The 19,297-nt window shown below is 70.2% G+C and carries 15 protein-coding genes; 3 read left to right on the top strand and 12 right to left on the bottom strand.

Annotated features, from left to right (window positions below):
• Positions 1–53 precede the first annotated feature (53 nt).
• From pyk to K340_RS27295, 9 genes are all read right to left on the bottom strand, one after another.
• Positions 54–1,481, bottom strand: coding sequence for a pyruvate kinase (pyk, locus tag K340_RS0103850; RefSeq protein WP_029135738.1), 1,428 nt, complete (start codon positions 1,479–1,481; stop codon positions 54–56).
• An 88-nt stretch (positions 1,482–1,569) separates the two neighbouring features.
• Positions 1,570–3,018, bottom strand: coding sequence for a glutamate synthase subunit beta (locus K340_RS0103845; protein ID WP_029135737.1), 1,449 nt, complete (start codon positions 3,016–3,018; stop codon positions 1,570–1,572).
• Positions 3,011–7,648 carry a glutamate synthase large subunit gene (gene gltB, locus K340_RS0103840; RefSeq protein ID WP_029135736.1) on the bottom strand — a complete coding sequence of 1,546 codons (4,638 nt, stop codon included), beginning with the start codon at positions 7,646–7,648 and terminating at the stop codon, positions 3,011–3,013. The genes K340_RS0103845 and gltB overlap by 8 nt, the downstream gene beginning before the upstream one ends.
• A gap of 228 nt (positions 7,649–7,876) precedes the next feature.
• Positions 7,877–9,103, bottom strand: a complete 1,227-nt coding sequence (lgt, locus tag K340_RS27305; protein ID WP_084614018.1) for a prolipoprotein diacylglyceryl transferase — start codon at positions 9,101–9,103, stop codon at positions 7,877–7,879.
• Positions 9,100–9,936 (bottom strand): tryptophan synthase subunit alpha, encoded by an 837-nt coding sequence (gene trpA / locus K340_RS0103830; RefSeq protein WP_029135735.1) that lies wholly within the window; start codon positions 9,934–9,936, stop codon positions 9,100–9,102. The genes lgt and trpA overlap by 4 nt, the downstream gene beginning before the upstream one ends.
• A 10-nt stretch (positions 9,937–9,946) precedes the next feature.
• On the bottom strand, positions 9,947–11,242 hold the full coding sequence (trpB, locus tag K340_RS0103825) for a tryptophan synthase subunit beta (protein WP_029135734.1): 1,296 nt from the start codon (positions 11,240–11,242) through the stop codon (positions 9,947–9,949).
• 2 nt (positions 11,243–11,244) lie between these two features.
• On the bottom strand, positions 11,245–12,102 hold the full coding sequence (gene trpC / locus K340_RS0103820) for an indole-3-glycerol phosphate synthase TrpC (protein WP_051265011.1): 858 nt from the start codon (positions 12,100–12,102) through the stop codon (positions 11,245–11,247).
• A gap of 36 nt (positions 12,103–12,138) precedes the next feature.
• Entirely contained in the window at positions 12,139–12,900 is a 762-nt protein-coding gene (locus tag K340_RS33815) for a Trp biosynthesis-associated membrane protein (RefSeq protein WP_029135732.1), read from the bottom strand.
• Positions 12,897–14,498 (bottom strand): anthranilate synthase component I, encoded by a 1,602-nt coding sequence (locus tag K340_RS27295; RefSeq protein WP_051265009.1) that lies wholly within the window; start codon positions 14,496–14,498, stop codon positions 12,897–12,899. The genes K340_RS33815 and K340_RS27295 overlap by 4 nt, the downstream gene beginning before the upstream one ends.
• 91 nt (positions 14,499–14,589) lie before the next feature.
• On the opposite strand from K340_RS27295, the gene K340_RS0103805 reads away from it, so the two are divergent.
• On the top strand, positions 14,590–15,348 hold the full coding sequence (locus K340_RS0103805; RefSeq protein ID WP_051265007.1) for a GNAT family N-acetyltransferase: 759 nt from the start codon (positions 14,590–14,592) through the stop codon (positions 15,346–15,348).
• Between the two features lie 214 nt (positions 15,349–15,562).
• Positions 15,563–16,054 carry a hypothetical protein gene (locus tag K340_RS0103800; RefSeq protein WP_029135730.1) on the top strand — a complete coding sequence of 164 codons (492 nt, stop codon included), beginning with the start codon at positions 15,563–15,565 and terminating at the stop codon, positions 16,052–16,054.
• Here K340_RS0103800 and K340_RS27290 read toward each other — a convergent pair.
• Positions 15,971–17,134 (bottom strand): DMT family transporter, encoded by a 1,164-nt coding sequence (locus tag K340_RS27290; protein ID WP_211229255.1) that lies wholly within the window; start codon positions 17,132–17,134, stop codon positions 15,971–15,973. The genes K340_RS0103800 and K340_RS27290 overlap by 84 nt on opposite strands.
• 81 nt (positions 17,135–17,215) lie before the next feature.
• On the opposite strand from K340_RS27290, the gene K340_RS0103790 reads away from it, so the two are divergent.
• Positions 17,216–18,154: a LysR family transcriptional regulator gene (locus K340_RS0103790; protein WP_029135729.1), complete on the top strand. Its 939-nt coding sequence runs from the start codon at positions 17,216–17,218 to the stop codon at positions 18,152–18,154.
• On the opposite strand, the gene hisI is transcribed toward K340_RS0103790, so the two are convergent.
• Positions 18,147–18,494, bottom strand: coding sequence for a phosphoribosyl-AMP cyclohydrolase (gene hisI, locus K340_RS0103785; protein WP_029135728.1), 348 nt, complete (start codon positions 18,492–18,494; stop codon positions 18,147–18,149). The genes K340_RS0103790 and hisI overlap by 8 nt on opposite strands.
• Entirely contained in the window at positions 18,491–19,288 is a 798-nt protein-coding gene (gene hisF, locus K340_RS0103780) for an imidazole glycerol phosphate synthase subunit HisF (RefSeq protein ID WP_029135727.1), read from the bottom strand. The genes hisI and hisF overlap by 4 nt, the downstream gene beginning before the upstream one ends.
• Positions 19,289–19,297: the final 9 nt, after the last annotated feature.

Genomic DNA, 19,297 nt, shown 5'->3' with positions numbered 1-19,297 from the left:
CCGCAGGCGCCGATCGGGCGTCGCCCGGCCGTGGCCGGCCGCCCGCGGCTCCCTCAGTTGATGTCTTCCTCGCCGATCTTGTGCACCCGGATCAGGTTCGTCGAACCAGAGGTGTTGGGCGGTGAGCCGGCGACGATCACCACCGTGTCGCCGGAGTGGTACCCGGGGACGTCCAGCATCGCGCTGTCGACCTGCCGGACCATGGCATCGGTGGAGTCGACGCTGGGCACCGCGAAGGTCTCGGTCCCCCAGGTGAGCGACAGCTGGTTCCTGGTCGACTCCAAGGGTGTGAAGGCCAACAGTGGCAGCGGCGTGTGCAACCGGGCGAGCCGGCGGACGGTGTCGCCGGACTGGGTGAAGGCCACCAGCGCCTTGGCGCTCAGCCGCTCGCCGATGTCGCGCGCCGCATACGACAGCACGCCCCGCTTGGTGCGCGGTACATGGGTCAGCGGCGGCGCCACCACCGACTCCTTCTCCACCGCCTCGACGATCCGCGACATGGTCCGAACGGTGACGATCGGGTATTTGCCGACCGAGGTCTCGCCGGAGAGCATCACCGCGTCGGCGCCGTCGAGTACCGCGTTGGCCACGTCGGAGGCCTCGGCCCTGGTGGGGCGCGAGTGCTCGATCATCGAGTCGAGCATCTGGGTCGCCACGATCACCGGCTTGGCGTTCTCCCTGGCGATCTGCACGGTTCGCTTCTGCACCAGCGGCACCTGCTCGAGCGGCAGTTCGACACCCAGGTCTCCCCTGGCCACCATGACCCCGTCGAATGCCAACACGATCGCCTCGAGATTGGCCACCGCCTCCGGCTTCTCCAATTTGGCAATCACCGGCAGCCGCGGCGACCCGACCTCGTCCATCACCTGGTGGACCAGGTCGACATCGGCCGGCGAGCGGACGAACGACAGTGCGATGAAGTCCACGCCCAGCGACAGGGCGAATTTGAGATCGGCGATGTCCTTCTCGCTCATCGCCGGCACCGAGACGTTCATCCCGGGCAGCGAGATGCCCTTGTTGTTGGACACCGGCCCACCCTCGGTGACCTTGCAGTGCACGTCGTTTCCGGACACCTCGGTGACCACCAGACCGACCTTGCCGTCGTCGATCAGCAGCCGGTCGCCCGGCCGGGCATCGTTCGCCAGACCCGCATAGGTGGTCGACACCCGATCGGCGCTGCCGACGATGTCGTCGACGGTGATGACGATGTCGTCACCGGTCGCCCAGTACGGGCTCAGCCCCTCGGTGAACCGGCCGAGCCGAATCTTCGGGCCCTGCAGATCGGCGAGGATGCCGACCGCCTTCCCGGTGGCCGCGGCGGCGTTGCGGACATGCTGATAGACCTCGGCGTGGTCGGCGTGATCGCCGTGGCTGAAATTCATCCGGGCGACATCCATGCCGGCGTCGACCAGAGCGTCGATCTGCTCCTGCGACGAGGTGGCCGGGCCGAGGGTGCAGACGATCTTTGCGCGACGATCCATCCGGACAGCCTATAACCCTTCTGAATCGGTTCACATCGTCGGGTCCGATACCCGTCCGGCGTGCCGTCGGCCGGGGACGGCGCGCTGGTCAGCGCAGCGCCACGGCCGTCGGCGCCAGCGGATTCGGCAGCTGGGACCCTTCGGACAGGTAGCCGTCGATGCCGGCCGCCGCGGATCGTCCCTCGGCGATCGCCCAGACGATCAGCGACTGCCCGCGGCCGGCGTCGCCGGCCACGAAGACGCCGGGGACATCCGTCTGGTAGTCGTCACCCCGGCCGATCAGCCCGCGTTTGGTGAGTCCGACGCCCAGCCCGTCCAGCAGGCCGGTGGTCTCCGGCCCGGTGAAACCCAACGCCAGCAACACCAGGTCCGCGGGCAGGTGCGCGTCGGTGCCCTCGTCCGGAACGAATCCGCCGGGGATCCGGGTCCCGGACACCAGGTGCAGTCCGGTGACCGCACCATCCGCACCTTCGAAGGAGGTCGAGTTCACCCCGAACACCCGCTCGCCGCCTTCCTCGTGGGCAGCCGACATCCGCAGCATCAACGGGTAGGTGGGCCACGGGGTTGACGGGTCCCTGGTTTCCGGCGGCCGGGCATGGATGTCCAGCTGGGTCACCGAGGCCGCGCCCTGTCTCAGGGCCGTTCCGTAGCAGTCGGCGCCGGTGTCGCCGCCGCCGATGATCACCACGTGTTTGCCGGCCGCGTCGATCGGCGCGCGTTCCAGCGCCCCCTCGACCACCTTGTTCGCCTGTACCAGATACTCCATGGCCAGGTGGATCCCGCCCAGGTGCCGGCCCTCGACGTCGAGTTCGCGGGCGACGGTGGCGCCGGTCGCCAACAGAATCGCATCGAACCCCGCGCGCAGGTCTTCGACCGCCAGGTCGACCCCGACCTCGCAGTGGGTGATGAACCTGACGCCCTCCGCGGCCAGCTGGGCCAGCCGCCGGTCGAGCACCGCCGAGTCCATCTTGAACTCCGGAATGCCGTACCGCATCAGGCCGCCGACCCGCCCGTCCCGCTCGAACACGGTGACCGCATGGCCCGCCCTGGCCAGCTGCTGCGCGGCCGCCAGGCCGGCCGGCCCTGACCCGACGACGGCCACCGTGCGACCCGTCGCCACGGCCGCCGGCCGTGGCGTCAGGCCGCCCGATTCGATGGCCGTGTCGGCGATCTGCTGCTCCAACAACTTGATCGCCACCGGCTCGTCACCGATGCCGAGCACGCACGACGCCTCACAGGGTGCCGGACACAGCCGACCGGTGAACTCCGGGAAATTGTTCGTCGCGTGCAGCCGGTCGGCCGCATCCTCCCAACGACCCAGCCGGGCCAGCTCGTTCCACTCCGGGATCAGGTTGCCGAGCGGACATCCATTGTGGCAGAACGGCACTCCGCAGTCCATGCAGCGCGCTGCCTGATCCCTGGAGTCCTTCTCGGAGAACGGTTGGTAGACCTCGCGCCAGTCCCGCAGTCGCAACGGGACGGGGCGACGGGCCGGCGTCCGCCGGCTGTGCTTGAGGAATCCACTCGGATCAGCCATGAATGCTCTCCATGATCAGGGCGTCGGGATCGGCACCGGATCCGGCGGCCAGCGCCTGGATCTCCAGCACCCGCTTGAAGTCGCGCGGCATCACCCGCAGGAACCTGGCAGCCGACGCCGGCCAGTCGGCCAGCAACGCGGCGGCGGTCGGCGATTCGGTGAGTTGGTGGTGCTGGTGCACCACCTCGCCCAACCAGACCACTTCGTCGTCGGCCAGTGGTTCCAGTTCGACCAGCTCCGGGTTCACCGTCGCCGGATCGGGATCGAGCAGATAGGCGATACCGCCACTCATCCCGGCCGCGACATTGCGGCCGGTCGGGCCGAGCACCACGACCCGGCCACCCGTCATGTACTCACAGGCGTGATCGCCGGTCCCCTCGGCCACCAGCAGCGCACCCGAATTGCGGATGGCGAATCGTTCGCCGACGGTCCCCCGCAGGAACAGTTCACCGGAGGTGGCGCCGTAACCGATGGTGTTGCCGGCGATCACCGACTCGTCTGCGCCGGCGTCGTCGTCGACCGCCGAGACCGCGGCCGGGCGGATCACCAATCGGCCACCGGACAGTCCCTTGGCCACGTAGTCGTTGGCGTCGCCGACCAGATCGATCGAGATGCCGCGCGGCAGGAAAGCGCCGACGGATTGGCCGGCGGTCCCGGTCAGTTGCACCCGGATGGTGTTGTCCGGCAGTCCATCCGGCCCGAACCTGCGGGTCACCTCCGACCCGAGCATGGTGCCGGCGGTCCGGTCGGTGTTCTTGATGGTCGCGGTCAACCGGACCGGCGTTCCGTCCGCGAGCGCCGCGGACGCCTGCTCGATCAGCACCGCATCCAGCGTCTTCGACAGGTCGTGCCGGATCGGCGCGACATTGCGGTGCGGCGAGTCGACCGCGGCCACCTGGAGCAACGGAGACAGATCCAGCCCGGCCGCCCGGTGGTGGGCGACCGCGGGGCCGGTGCGCAACAGATCGGCCCGGCCGACGGCCTCGTCGATCGACCGCAGCCCGAGCTGCGCCAGATACCTGCGGACCTGCTCGGCCAGGTAGCGGAAGAAGGTCTCGACGAACTCCGGCGTTCCGGTGTAACGCTCGCGCAGCACCGGGTTCTGGGTGGCGATCCCGACCGGGCAGGTGTCCAGATGGCACACCCGCATCATCACGCAGCCGGCGACCACCAGCGGAGCGGTGGCGAACCCGAATTCTTCGGCGCCCAGTAGCGCGGCGATCACCACGTCCCGGCCGGTCTTCAACCCGCCGTCCGCCTGCAGTCGGACCTGAGCGCGCAACCCGTTGAGCCGCAACGTCTGTTGCGCCTCGGCCAGTCCGAGTTCCCAAGGCTGTCCGGCATGTTTGAGCGACGTCAGCGGAGCCGCGCCGGTCCCCCCGTCGTAGCCCGCCACGATCACCGTGTCCGCGTGCGCCTTGGCCACGCCGGCCGCGACGGTGCCGACCCCGGGCTCACTCACCAGCTTCACCGAGACCCTGGCCGCCGGGTTGGCGTTGCGCAGGTCGTGGATCAGCTGTTTGAGATCCTCGATCGAATAGATGTCGTGGTGCGGTGGCGGCGAGATCAACCCGACGCCGGTGGTGGCGTGTCTGGTGCCGGCGATCCACGGATACACCTTGTTGCCCGGGAGCTGGCCGCCCTCACCGGGTTTGGCGCCCTGAGCCATCTTGATCTGGATCTCGTCGGCGTTCACCAGGTACGCGCTGGTGACCCCGAACCGGCCCGAGGCAACCTGCTTGATGGCCGACCGACGGGCGGGATCGAGCAGCCGCTCGACATCCTCACCGCCCTCACCGGTGTTCGACTTGCCGCCCAGCCGGTTCATCGCGATCGCCAGGGTCTGGTGGGCTTCCATCGAGATCGATCCGTAGCTCATCGCGCCGGTCACGAAGCGCTTCACGATCTCGCTGGCTGGCTCCACGTCGTCCAGCGGAATCTCTTGCTGCTCTTGTGTTCTCAGCTCGAACAGACCCCGCAGCGTACCGCCCTTGGCGGACAGTTCGTCGACCGTGTCGGTGTAACGCTGGAACACCGATTCCTGCTTCGACCGGGTGGCATGCTGCAGCAGGTAGACCGTCTCGGGGTTGAACAGATGCAGTTCGCCCTCGCGCCGCCACTGGTAGTCGCCGCCGACGGTGAGACCGCGGTGCTCACGCGAGGCCTTGTTCGTGGCGAATGCCAACGCATGTCGCGCAGCCACATCCGCGGCGATCACATCCAGATCGGTGCCGCCGGCGACCGCGGTGGTCCCGGCGAAATACCTCTCGATCACCGAGGCGTCCAGTCCGAATGCGGAGAACACCTGCGCTCCGGTGTAGGACGAGACGGTGGAGATGCCCATCTTGCTCATCACCTTGAGCACGCCCTTGCCGAGGGCGTACACGGTGTTGCGCACCGCCTTACGCGGCGCGATCGCCCCGAGCAGCCCGGCAGCGGCCATGTCCTCGGCACTTTCCAGCACCAGATAGGGATTGATCGCCGCGGCGCCGTATCCCAGCAGCAACGCGATGTGGTGCACCTCGCGGGCGTCACCGGCCTCGGCCACCAGCCCGACCTGGGTCCTGGTCTTCATCCGCACCAGGTGCTGATGGACGGTGGAGGTCAACAGCAGGGACGGAATCGGTGCGAGGGTCGAGTCCGAGTCCCGATCGGACAGAATGAGGATTCTGGCGCCGGCGGCGATCGCGGCGTCCGCATCGGCGCAACATCGTTCCAGGGCGGCGGCCAGCCCGTCGCCGCCGTCGGCCACCGGGTACAGGCCCTGGATCACCGCGGAGCCGAACCCCGGCATGTCGCCGTCGGCGTTGATGCCGACCAGTTTTGCCAGGTCGTCGTTGTCGATGGTCGGGAACGGCAGGATCACCTGACGGCACGAGGCCGGTCCGGAGTCGAGCAGATTGTGCTCGGGACCGATCACTCCGGACAGCGAGGTGACCACCGCTTCCCGGATCGCATCCAACGGCGGGTTGGTGACCTGGGCGAACTGTTGACTGAAGTAGTCGAAGAGCATCCGGGGCCGCTGGGAGAGCACCGGTTCCGGGGTGTCGGTGCCCATCGACCCGATCGCCTCCGCAGCGGATCGGGCCATCGGGGCCACTAGGATCCGCAACTCCTCCTCGGTGTAGCCGAACGCCAACTGGCGGCGCAGCACCGAATCGCCGGCGGCGACAACGTGTTCGCGGGCCGGCAGGTCGGCCAAGCTGATCACCCCGGCATGAGTCCACTCGCCGTACGGCTTCTCCGCGGCCAGGGCGAGCTTCACCTCGGTGTCGTCCAGGATCCGGCCGGCGACGGTGTCCACCAGGAACATCCGGCCCGGCCGCAACCGGCCGCGGGCGACCACCCGTTCGGGCGGGATCGGCAGCACCCCGGATTCGCTGGCCAGCACCACGACGCCGTCGTCGGTGCGCCACCAGCGGCCCGGCCGCAGACCGTTGCGGTCCAGCACGGCACCCAGCAGCCGGCCGTCGGTGAAGGTGACGCAGGCAGGCCCGTCCCAAGGCTCCATCAGCGATCCGTGGAACTCGGCGAACGCCCTGATCCGGGGGTCCATCGAGGTGTTGTTCTCCCACGACTCCGGGATCATCATCATCACCGCATGCGGCAACGATCGTCCGCCGAGGTGCAACAGTTCCAGCACCTCGTCGAAGCTGCCCGAGTCCGACCCGTCGGGGGTGACGATCGGGAACGCCCTGGCCAGGTCGCCCGGGATGAGGTCGGTGGCCAGCAGTGTCTCCCTGGCGCGCATCCAGTTCCGGTTGCCACGGATCGTGTTGATCTCGCCGTTGTGCGCGATGAACCGGTACGGGTGGGCCAGCGGCCAGGCCGGGAAGGTGTTGGTGGAGAAGCGGGAATGCACCACGGCGATGGCGCTGGTCACCCGCCGGTCGGTGATGTCCGGGAAGAACACCGGCAACTGTGCCGTGGTCAACATGCCCTTGTAGACCAGCGTGCGGCTGGACAACGACGGCAGGTACACGCCGACGCCGGCCGCCACGGTCTCGTGCTCGATCCGCTTGCGGGCCGGATAGATCAGCCGGTCAAGGGCGATGCCGTGCGGTCGGCCGCCGTTGGCCGCGGGCGGCGCCGCGATGAACAGTTGCTCGAAGGCCGGCATCACGTCCAGGGCCATCCGGCCGACGCCGGCGGCGGCGGGTTCCGTCGGTACCCCGCGCCAGCCGAGCAGCTGCAGGCCCTCGGATTCCAGGATGTCCGCGATCAGCTGCTTGGCGGCCGCTCTGGCCACCGGATCGACCGGCAGGAACGCGTTGCCGACCGCGAAAGCCTCGCCGTCGGGCTCCATCGGCGCCGCGACGCCGGACTCACCGGGATTCGCCGCACCGACCGCGGGGCCCCGGCCGCAGTCGGCAGCGGGCAGCTCGAAGTCGACGACCTCACGCAGGAAGTCGCCCGGCACCTGGATCAGGATCCCGGCGCCGTCGCCGACCGCCGGGTCGGCGCCGGCGGCGCCACGGTGGTCGAGGTTGATCAGTGCGGTGACACCATCGGCCACGATGCGATGGCTCCGTCGACCCCGAATGTCCGCGACCGCCGCAACGCCGCAGGCATCACGCTCGAAAGCGGGGTCGTACAGGCCCTGACGGGCGGGAATAGCCGAAAACTGCACCGCAGACCTCCGGAAAGAAGGTGACTCTCGCCGGGCGGCTCTGCCCGAGCGACATGGCGCGGAACGGAACGAGAGTGGTGCGCCTCGTGCGATGCGGCGGCGGGCCGCGCAGCGAGTGGCGGCAGAGCAGAACGGGGAGCGGGTTCTCCGCGTTGTCGTCCTACCCTGCAGGAAGGGGTGGTCCAGGACGACTGTGGCCTGATGTCCAGGAGGTTACAGGACGATGTCTCAGCCGCCGATACGGCGATCGGGCGACGTATCCGTCGTTCCCGAATCGTGACCGACGTCGGAGCCGGCGGTCGGCTCACCGGCCGGTCCGTCACCGGCCTCGCCGATCGGTTCGCCGGTGACGTCGGCCGCGGGTTCGCCGGAGACCTCGGCCGCGGCGTCACCGGTCGGCTGCCCGACGCCGTCACCGGCGGTTTCGCCGGCGTCCTCGGCCGCGGCGCCGTCGATGGTGTCCACCGGCGTGCTCAGCACGCCGGCCGCATCGGCCGCGCCCTCCGCGGCCGGCGGCGGCGCACCGGCCGAGTCCTTGTCGGCCCCGCCCGGCCCGGCGACGACCGCCGGGTCCTCCCGGCCGACCTTTCGACGCCAGATCAGGTAGGCAACCGCGAGCAGGAATACCACGATCGAGACGACGATGTTCACCCGGAGACCGAGGATGTGGGTCCGGGCCGGGTCGATCCGCAACGCCTCGATCCAGCCCCGGCCGGCCGTGTAGCCGGCGACGTAGAGCGCGAACACCCGGCCGCCGCCGAGCCGGAACTTCCGATCCGCCCAGACGATGACGGCAGCCACCAGCAGATCCCAGATCAGCTCGTACAGGAACGTCGGGTGGTAGACCCCGCAGAGCACCTCGGGGGTGGCCTTGATGAAGTCCGTCGGGAACTCGGGGGCAACGCCGGCGTCGACGCACTGCTGCACGCTGCCGGCCACCCCGCCTGGTGTCCGCAGATACACCTCGAGGCCCCACGGCAGCGTGGTGGGCGAGCCGAACAGCTCCTGGTTGAAGTAGTTGCCCAGCCGCCCGATCGCCTGGGCGACGACGATGGCCGGCGCCAGCGCATCGGCCACCGGCGCCAACGGGATCTTGTAGTGCCGGCAGCCGAGCCAGAAACCGAAGGCGCCCAACGCGATCGCGCCCCAGATGCCCAGCCCGCCCTCCCAGATGGCCAGCGCCTTCCAGGGGTTGCGGCCGGGGCCGAAGTACAACTCGTGATCGGTGATCACGTGGTACAGCCGGCCACCGACCAGGCCGAACGGGACCCCCCAGACCGCCAGGTCGGCGATCCGACCGGGTCGACCGCCGCGGGCGACGTACCGCCGACCGCCCCAGATGACGGCGATGATGATGCCGGCGATGATGAACAGCGCGTAGGCCCGGATAGCAATCGATCCGACGTGCCAGACGCCCTGCGGCGGTGAAGGGATGTCGGCCAGGTAATGCGTCACGCTGAGGTCTCCTGGTGTGTGCGATCGGCGCTGCGGACCCCGGTGGCGAGTTCGGCGGCCAAACCTGCCACAGCCGCCGCACCGCCCGGACCTCCGGCGAGTGCCACGAAGGCGGACCCGACGATCACGGCGTCGGCGTAGCCCGCGATCTCGGCGGCCTGGTCGGCGGTCCGCACGCCCAGCCCGACGGCGACCGGAAGGTCGGTGGCCTGCCGACAGCGGGACACCAATTCCGGTGCGGACGATGCCACCTGGTCACGGGTGCCGGTCACCCCCATGGTCGAGGCGGCATAGAGGAACCCGCGGCTGGCGCCGGCGGTGAGCACGATCCGGTCCATCGGCGAGGACGGTGCGACCAGGAAGATCGGCGCGATGCCCGCACCCTCGGTCGCGTCCAGCCAGAACTGTGCCTCGTCGACGATCAGGTCCGGGGTGATCACCCCGGAACCGCCGGCGGCCGCCAGGTCGCGCGCGAACCGTTCCGGCCCGTAGGCCAGGACGGGGTTGAAGTAGGTCATCACCACGGCCCGACCGCCGGCCGAGGTCACCGACTCGACGGTGCGGAGCACGTCGGCGATCCGGGTGCCGGCGGCCAGCGCCCGTTGCTGGGCGGCCTGGATCACCTGGCCGTCGAGCACCGGGTCGGAGAACGGCAGGCCCACCTCGATCAGATCGCAGCCGCCGTCGAGCATCGCCCGCATCACCGCCTGCGAACCGGGGATGTCGGGATACCCGGCCGGTAGGTAGCCGACCAGTGCCGCCCTGCCCTCGCCGCGGGTGACGGCGAACAGGTCGTCCAGCACGCTTGTCGACCCCGGCGCCCGTTCGCTCATTCCGGGTGCCTCACTTCGTCGCGGTGGCCGCGGCGCTGACGCCGTCCGGCCGGTCGAGTCCGAACCACTCCATGGCGGTCTCCATGTCCTTGTCCCCGCGACCGGAGATGTTGATCAGCACGATGCCCGCCGGGCCGATCTCGGCGGCCGCCTTCACCGCGGCCGCCACCGCGTGTGCCGACTCGATCGCCGGGATGATGCCCTCGGTCCTGGTGAGCAGGGCGAAGGCGTCCATCGCCTCGGCGTCGGTGACCGATACGTACTCGGCGCGGCCGATCTCGGCCAGGTGCGAGTGCTCAGGGCCGACGCCCGGGTAGTCCAGACCCGCGGAGATCGAGTGGGATTCGGTGATCTGGCCCTCGTCGTCCTGCAGCAGGTACGAACGGGCGCCGTGCAGCACGCCGACGCTGCCGCCCGAGATGGTCGAGGCGTGCCGGCCGGTCTCCATGCCGTCTCCCCCGGCCTCGGCTCCGACCAGCCGGACACCGGGGTCGTCGAGGAACGCGTGGAAGGTGCCGATGGCGTTGGATCCCCCGCCGACGCAGGCCACCACGGCATCCGGCAGCCGCCCGGTGAGCTCGAGAACCTGTTGCCGCGCTTCGAGGCCGATGATCCGCTGCAGGTCACGCACGATCATCGGGAACGGGTGTGGGCCGGCCGCGGTGCCGAAGATGTACGACGTGCTCGCGACGTTGGTGACCCAATCCCGGAACGCCTCGTTGATGGCGTCCTTGAGGGTGGCGGACCCGGAGTCGACCGCGACGACGGTGGCGCCGAGCAGCTTCATCCTGGCGACGTTCAGCGCCTGCCGTCGGGTGTCGACCGAACCCATGTAGATGGTGCAGTCCAGGCCGAGCAGCGCGGCGGCGGTCGCGGTCGCGACGCCGTGTTGGCCGGCCCCGGTCTCCGCGATCACCCGGCGCTTGCCCATCTTCCGGGTCAGCAGGGCCTGGCCGAGAACGTTGTTGATCTTGTGGCTGCCGGTGTGGTTGAGGTCCTCGCGTTTGAGCAGGATCCGGGCACCGCCGACGTGCTCGGTGAGTCGGGCCGCCTCACTCAGCGGTGACGGTCGTCCGGCATAGGTCTCGGCGAGCCGGTCCAGTTCCGTCAGGAACTCGGGGTCGAACCTGGCCTTGTCGTAGGCATCGGCGATCTCGTCCAGGGCCGCCACGAGTGCCTCGGGGAGCCATCGGCCCCCCATGCTTCCGAAGTAGCCGCGGGCGTCCGGGTCGTGCGAGGTCCCGGTCAGCCCGTCGGAGGGACGGGGTAATCCGTCTGGCCGCGGGCGGCCGTGGGGTGCGGTCATCGTCAGCGCGCCGGCCGGGGGCAGGACGGATGCGAACCCGCCGTCACCAGATCGGCGACGGCGACGCCAGGGTCACCGCTGGTCACCAGGCCCTCACCGACCAGCACTGCGTCGGCGCCGGCGCCGGCGTAGGCGAGCAGGTCGGCCGGACCGCGCACGCCGGACTCGGCGACCGCCACCACCTCGCTCGGCAGTCCGGGGGCGATCCTGGCGAACACGTCACGGTCGACCGTGAGCGTCTTGAGGTTGCGTGCGTTGACCCCGATCACGGTGGCGCCGGCGGCCAATGCCCGGTCGGCCTCCTCCTCGGTGTGTACCTCGACCAGGGCCGTCATCCCCAACGACTCCACCCGCTCGAGCAATCCGTGCAGCACAGGCTGCTCCAGCGCAGCGACGATCAGCAACAGCAGATCGGCCCCGTGTGCGCGCGCCTCGTGCACTTGATAGGGGCTGACGACGAAGTCCTTGCGCAGCACCGGGATCTCCACGGCCGCGCGAACCGCGTCCAGGTCGGCCAGCGATCCGCCGAACTTGCGCTGCTCGGTGAGCACAGAGATGGCCCTGGCGCCGCCGCCGGCATAGATCGCCGCCAGCGCGGCCGGGTCGGCGATGTCGGCGAGGCTGCCCCGGCTCGGACTCGACCGCTTGACCTCGGCGATGACGCCGACCCCCGGTTCCCGCAGCACCGGCAGGACGGGCAGTGCCGGGCGCGCGGCCTGGGCCATGGCCTTGATCTCGGCGAGCGGGATGACCGCCTCACGTGCGGCGAGGTCTGCTCGCACGCCCTCGATGAGGGCATCGAGTACGTTCACCGGACTTCTCCTGCCGCTGTCTGCTGCCTGGGATGGAGCGGTATTCATGGTAGCCGTCGCGCTCCGGTCGCCGTGACGGCCGGGTCACCGGTGCTTGCCGTCGCCGGCGGTCGGGTCGTCGCCGGCGTCCAATGCCTTCCAGAGGTTCCGTGCGTCGTCATCCGTGCTTTCGGCAGCGGCCCGCCGCCCGCCGCTGTCCCCCGCCACCTGTTCGGCCGACCCGGTTGGGCGAGCCACACCACCGGCCACGGCACCGGCCTGCCCGGCTCCTCCAGCCACGGCACCGGCCTGCCCGGCTCCTCCAGCCACGGCACCGGCCTGCCCGGCTCCTCCGGCCACGGAACCGGCCTGCCCGGCCAGCCCACCGGCCGGTCCGCGATCGAACCGGGAGCCCATGCCGCGGCCGGCGAACATCCCGGCGAGCACCAGCAGGCCGCCGACCAGCACCAGCAGGCCACCGAGACCGGACAGCACCGGCCCGACCCAGCCGCGGTCTCCGCCGAGAACTCGCTCGACCTGCGGGTTGGCCTCGGAGATCCGCTCGACGGGTATGCCGGCGGCGCCGGACCAGGCGGCCAGCACGGCAAGACCCCCGGCGACGCCGACCAGCAGGCCGATCACCCGCCGGAGCACCCCGCGCGCCGCGGCGACCGCAGCCAGCCCCGCGACGGCCACCAAAGCGATCACCAGCAGCGCCGGCGCCACCTGGCGGCCGGTGAAGCTGCTCGTCTGTTCGCCCAGCATCGGGTGCACCCAGTGCACCGTCCACCAGCGGGTGATGGCGCCGCCGGCGATCGCGGCGGCGCCGAGCACCACCAGCAACGGCACCAGCATCCGCCGGTTCACCGCACGTCCCGCGCGCGGGCGCCCGGAACATTGTCATTGCTCGCGACGGGCCGCAGCGTGCCCGCGGCCGCCACCGCACGCAGTACGGCGGCGGCCTTGTTCTGGCATTCGGCGTCCTCGTTGGCCGGGATCGAGTCGGCGACCACGCCGGCCCCGGCCTGCACGTTGGCCATCCCGTCGGCGACCAGCGCGGTGCGGATGCTGATCGCGGTATCGGCGTCGCCGGCGAAGTCCAGATAACCGACGACCCCGCCGTAGATGCCGCGCTCGGCCGGTTCCAGTTGTTCGATGATCTGTAGGGCCCGCGGCTTCGGCGCACCGGACAGGGTGCCGGCCGGGAAGCAGGCCGCCAGGGCGTCGAAGGCCGTCCGGCCACCGGCCAGCCGGCCGGTGACGGTCGAGACGATGTGCATCACGTGGCTGTACCGCTCGACGGTGAAGAACTCGGTGACCCGCACGCTGCCGGGTGCGCAGACCCGGCCAAGGTCGTTGCGTCCGAGATCCACCAGCATCACGTGCTCACTGCGTTCCTTCTCGTCGGCCAGCAGGTCCTTGGCGAGCAGTAGGTCCTCCTCCGGGTCCGCCCCGCGCGGTCGGGTGCCGGCGATCGGATGCATCGTCACCTGGCCGTCCCGGACCGTCACCAGCGCCTCCGGCGAGGACCCGACGATACTGATCGGCTCGCCGTACTCCCGCCCGTCGGTGCCCGGGGTCGGGAGTTTCAGCAAGTACATGTACGGGCTCGGATTGGTGGTCCGCAGCACCCGGTAGATGTCCAGTGGATGAGCATCGGTCGGCGCGTCGAAGCGCTGCGAGACGACGATCTGGAAGGCGTCGCCGGCCCGGATGTGTTCTTTGGCGCTCTCGACCGCCGAGCGGTAGTCGATATCGCTGGTCCGGCGCCGGAAGGTCGGCGCCGGCTCGGCGAAGATGGCTGCGGGCAGGGTGACCGGAGCGGCCAACGCCTGCGCCATTCCGTCCAACCGGCGGACCGCGTCGGCGTAGGCGTCGTCCTCCCTGGCGTCAGTACCGTCCCAGTTGATGGCGTTCGCGATCAGCGTGACAGTGCCCTCGTGATGATCCAGCGCAGCCAGGTCGGAGGCCAGCAGCATCACCAGTTCCGGGACCCGCATCTCCTTGGCGGTGTCGGAACCGCGGGGGATCTTCTCCAGTCGGCGGACGATCTCGTAGCCCAGGTAACCGACCATCCCGCCGGTCAGCGGCGGCAGGCCGTGCAGCGGCTCGGTGTGCAGGCCCTCCAGCGTTCGGCGCAACACCTGCAGCGGATCGCCGGTCGTCGGCACGCCCTGCGGCGGCGTCCCCAACCACGTTGCGACACCGTCGATCTCGCTGAGCGCCGCGACACTCGCGGCGCCGACGAAACTGAACCGCGACCACGACCTGCCGTGCTCGGCGGACTCCAGCAGGAACGTCCCCTGGCGGTCGCCGGCGAGCGTCGCGTACAGACCGACCGGGGTGATCGAGTCGGCCAACAGGGTGCGGGTCACCGGGATCACCCGGCGTCCCTGCGCCGCGAGGGCGGCGAAGTCCTCACGGGACGGGAAGGTCTCGCCGAGGCGGCGGTCGCTGACGGGCATGGTTGGTCATTGTGCCCGCCGCCGGCCGCCGGTCCCCGATCGGGCACCGCCGCTCGCCGGGCCGCCGGGCCGGCTGCCTAGCATTCATCAGGTGCCCACCGACATCCTGAACCTGGAACGCATCTGCGCGGCCGGCTGGCCAGGGCTCCGCTCCCGCAGTTGGAGCGACTGGCACGCCCGATTCGGCAACGGGTTCACCAGCCGGGCGAACTCGGTACTGGTGCTCGGTTCGCCCGGCTGCGACCTGCCGGACGCCGTCGCGGCGGTCGATCGGTGGTACGCGGGCTTCGACCGCCGGCCGATCTACCAGCTGCCGACCGGGCCGGGTCTGCCGGCCGAGGTGACCGCCGTCGATGGCGCCTTGCGGGTATCAGGGCTGCGTGTCGGTGACCGGGTGTCCGTGCAGACCGCCGCGATCGATGCGGTGTTGCCGCGGTGCACCCCGCGGCCGGAGCTGACGGCGTCGGTATCGGCCGCGCCGGCACCTGCATGGTTGGCGTCATACCTCTACCGCGGCAAGCCGTTACCGCCGACCGCGGTGCAGGTGCTGACGGCCGGGCCGGACCCGGCCTTCCTGTCGCTGCGCCGCGGTGACCAGGTGGTCGGGGTCGGCCGCGGCGTCGTGGTCGATGGCTGGCTCGGCGTCACCGCGGTCACCGTCGCGGAGTCGGCCCGCCGGAGCGGGATCGGCACCGAGGTGATGGCGGCGCTGTTGCGCTGGGGCCGGTCGAACGCAGCGCATTCGGTGTACCTGCAGGTGGATCGGGCGAACGAGGCAGCGCTGGCGCTCTACGCCGGATTGGGATTCACCGAGCACCACGGCTATCACTACCTGCTCGACCGCAGCTGATCGAGCGGTCACGACCCGGATCGGTGTCGGATGCCGGGATTTCGCACGGTTTTCGGCAAACGCCGACGCGGGTTTACCCGGGGCGCTTGAATAACACCCAGTTCCGGGGCAGATCAACGAGTGCGAACCGCCGTGTTCGCGGCCGGTGCAGCTGTCCACCCGGGGCGAACCACACCGAGCGACCACCGCTCCCGTCCGAGAGAGAGCCTTCATCATGAGACGCCTGTTCAAGATCGGCGCGGTCCTGGCCGTCGCTCTGGGGATCAGTGTCGGGGCCGTCATCCCCGCTGCCGCCGCGCACTATCAGGGCGGTGACTACGGCTACTGCGCGAAACCCGAGAACGCCGCGTACGACGGTGTGTGGGTGGAGGCGTGGGGCGTCGGCTCCGATGTGCCGCGCCGCAACGCGTTGGTCGCCGCGGTGGCCTTCGTCGGGCTCAGCAGCAACCACAACTGCAAGCGGTCCGGGGCGGTCTACCACGTGGTCCGGGTGCAGATCGACAAGGTTGCAGTCCGGCAGAACAACAAGAACTACCACACCGTCGGTCCGGTGAACAAGGGAAAGCCCTACGCGCAGGCGCAGTCCGGCGGCGCCGCCATCAAGTGCGGCACCTATGCCCAGTCAGCCGTCCGATACTCGGTGCGGTACTCCAACAATGCCCTGTTCACCGGTTACCTCAACAGCGCCGGATTCCGCCGCTGCTGACGGCCCCGGCTCGCTCGGGGCGGGCGTCGCCCGCCGGATCTCGGCGGGCGACGCCGTCGTCGTCGGAGTGGGTGACGAGTCGATTTCCGGCGCCCGGGCGTCACCGACGCCGGTCGGCCCTGGTCGGGGACGCAACCGGCTGACGAACACCCCGAACAGCGCCAGCCCGCCGCCGATCATCGCCACCACGGTCGGCACCTCGCCGAGCAGCGCCCAGGACATCAGTACGACGATCGCCGGGACCGCCAGGGTGGTCGAGGTGAGTGCCCCGGCGTTGCTGCGGGACAACGCGTATGCCCACAGGGTGAAGGCGACCGCGGTCGGGAAGATGCCGAGGTACACCACCGCCAATATGGCCCCGACCGGCGCCGCCGCGGCCTGATGCACCGTCTGCGGCAGGAACGGAAGCAGCACGACAGTGCCGATCAGGCAGCCGAGCCAGGTGGCCGAAACGGCATCGACGCTGCGCAGCGCGACCTTCTGCGAGAGCACGCCGGCGGCGTAGAGCAGGGCGGTGAGCAGCCCGAGCAGTACCCCGAACCCGTCGCTGTGCCCGCCGACCCCGCCGAAGGCGATCACCGCGACCCCGCCGAAGGCGATGACGATCCCGATCAACAGCGGACGCGGGAAGCCCTCACCGAGGAACAGGCCGGCCGCGACCGCCACCAGGATCGGCGCCACATTGACCAACATGGCAGCGGTCCCGGCGTCCAGATGGCGTTCCGCCGCGTTCAGCAGAACCGTGTAGCCGGCGAACCAGAGGACCCCGTAAACCGCCACCATGGCAAGGGATCTGCCCCTTGGCAGCGGCCGCCGGTACCGCAGAGCCAGCAGCCCGAGGGCGATCGAGCCGACGAACAACCTACCGAACGCCAAGGCACCAGGGTCGAAGGAGTCACCGACCGCACGGATCGCGATGAACGCCGAGGCCCAGAGCAGCAGCACCACGACCACCGCGACCGGCAGTTTCCAGCCGGCGGGCGCTGCGGAGGCGGTAGGTGCGGTGACCGCGGTGGGATCAGGGAGCGTGGGTGGTGTCGAAACGGTGGGAACGGATCGGACATGATCAGGGAGGGCCACGCCACGATCCTGGTCGGAGAATCGCGTAAGCACTAGCGAATACTCCTTCACCATCGTTCAGATCCGCTGTATGGTCGGAACATGCTGGACACGCACCGCCTGCGCATCTTCCGGGCGGTGGTGGCCACTGGTTCGGTGGCCGGCGCCGCCGGCGCCCTGGGCTACACACCGTCTGCCGTCAGCCAGCACCTTGCCGCCCTGCAGCGGGAGACGAATCTGGCGTTGGTGGAACGCCGCGGGCGCGGGATCGTGCCGACCGCGGCCGGGTTGGCGCTGGCCGCCGAGGCCGGGTTGGCGCTGGCCGCCGAGGCCGGCGACGTGCTCGAGCGGCTGGCGGCACTGGAGGCCAAGGCCAGCGATCTGCGGGCGGGCCGACTCGGCAGCCTGACGGTGAGCTACGTCGGGTCCGCCGGCGCAACCTGGATCCCGCCGGTCGTGGCCGCACTGTCCCGCGAGTTCCCGCTGCTGCGGCTGGACCTGCGACTCATCGAACTGGCCGGCGAGCGGCCGTTCGTGCCCGACCTGGAGATCTATGTCGCCGAGGCGACCTCCCTCCCGATCACCGGGTACCGGGCGCAGCAGCTGCTGGAGGAGCCCTACCTGGTCGTGATGCCCGACGGCCATCCGCTTGCCCACCGGGTCGACATCGACCTGGCCGAACTCGAGGGACAGAGCTGGGTCGACAACGACGTCAGCCGCGGGCCGTGTCGGCAGATCGTGCTCGACGCCTGTGCTGCGGTCGGCTTCGCCCCATCGTTCCGGATCCAGGCCCAGGACTACCCGTCGGCGATAGCGTTCGTCGCCGCCGGTGTCGGGATCACCGTTCTACCCCGACTCGGCACGGTGAATCTGCCGCCGGGGCTCTCCGCGGTGCCGGTGGTGAATCCCGCGCCGACCCGGCGAATCATGGTCCGGATCAAGGATTCCGTCAGCGGTCACCCCGCGGTGGCCAGGGCACTCGAGCTGCTCACCGACTGCGTCGAGCGGCATGAGGCGCAACACGCCGCGGCAGTCAGCTGAGGGTCCGGGTCTCATCGAAGCAACTCCTGGTGCCGGTGTGGCAGGCCGGGCCGGTCTGGTCGACCGTGAGCAGCAGCGCGTCGCCGTCGCAGTCGTGCCGCACCTGCAGGACCCGCTGGACGTGTCCCGACGTCTCGCCCTTGACCCAGTACTCGCCCCGGGACCGCGACCAATAGGTGGCCATCCCGGTGGCCAGGGTGCGTCGAACCGCCTCCGCATCCATCCAGGCGACCATCAGTACCTCGCCGGTGTCGTGCTGCTGGGCCACCGCGCAGACCAGCCCGGATTCGTTGTACTGCAAGGTCTCCGGATCGAAGTGAGGGTCCGGTGTTGGCGTCATGACGACACCGCTGTGGTGAGCCGAACCGGGTGCCCCGCGGCGGCGAGCGCGCGCTTGACCTCACCGACGGTGAAGGTGCCGAAGTGGAACACGGATGCCGCCAGCACCGCGTCGGCCCCGGCATCGACCGCCTCGACAAAGTGCTCCAGGGTGCCGGCACCGCCGGAGGCGATGAGCGGCACCCCCACCGCCGACCTGACCTGTTGCAACATCGGCAGGTCGAAACCACCCTTGGTGCCGTCCGCATCCATGCTGGTCAGCAGGATCTCGCCGGCGCCGGCCTGCTCGGCCCGCCTAGCCCAGTCGACGGCGTCGATCCCGGTGCCCTGTCGGCCGCCGTGGGTGGTCACCTCGAACCCGGACGGGCAGTCCTGTGCCGCCGAACCACCGACCCGCCGGGCATCGATCGCCAGCACCACGCACTGCGAGCCGAACCGCTGCGCCGCCTCGGCCAGGAACTCGGGCCTGGCCACGGCGGCCGAGTTGATCGACACCTTGTCGGCACCCGCCCGCAACAGCGCATCGATGTCGTCAACTGTGCGGACCCCGCCGCCGACGGTGAGCGGGATGAACACCTGCTCGGCGGTGCTGGTGATCATGTCGTAGGCGCTGGCCCGGTTGTCGCTGGTCGCGGTGATGTCCAGGAAACACAGCTCGTCCGCACCCTCGGCGTCATAGAGCCTGGCCATCTCCACCGGGTCGCCGGCGTCCACCAGGTCGACGAACTGCACGCCCTTCACCACCCGGCCACCGGACACATCAAGGCACGGGATCACCCGTACGGCAACTGTCATCACGCCAGT

The sequence above is a fragment of the Nakamurella lactea DSM 19367 genome (genome assembly GCF_000426645.1).
Lineage (GTDB): Bacteria > Actinomycetota > Actinomycetes > Mycobacteriales > Nakamurellaceae > Nakamurella > Nakamurella lactea.
This window is presented reverse-complemented; position numbering and strand designations above follow the sequence as displayed.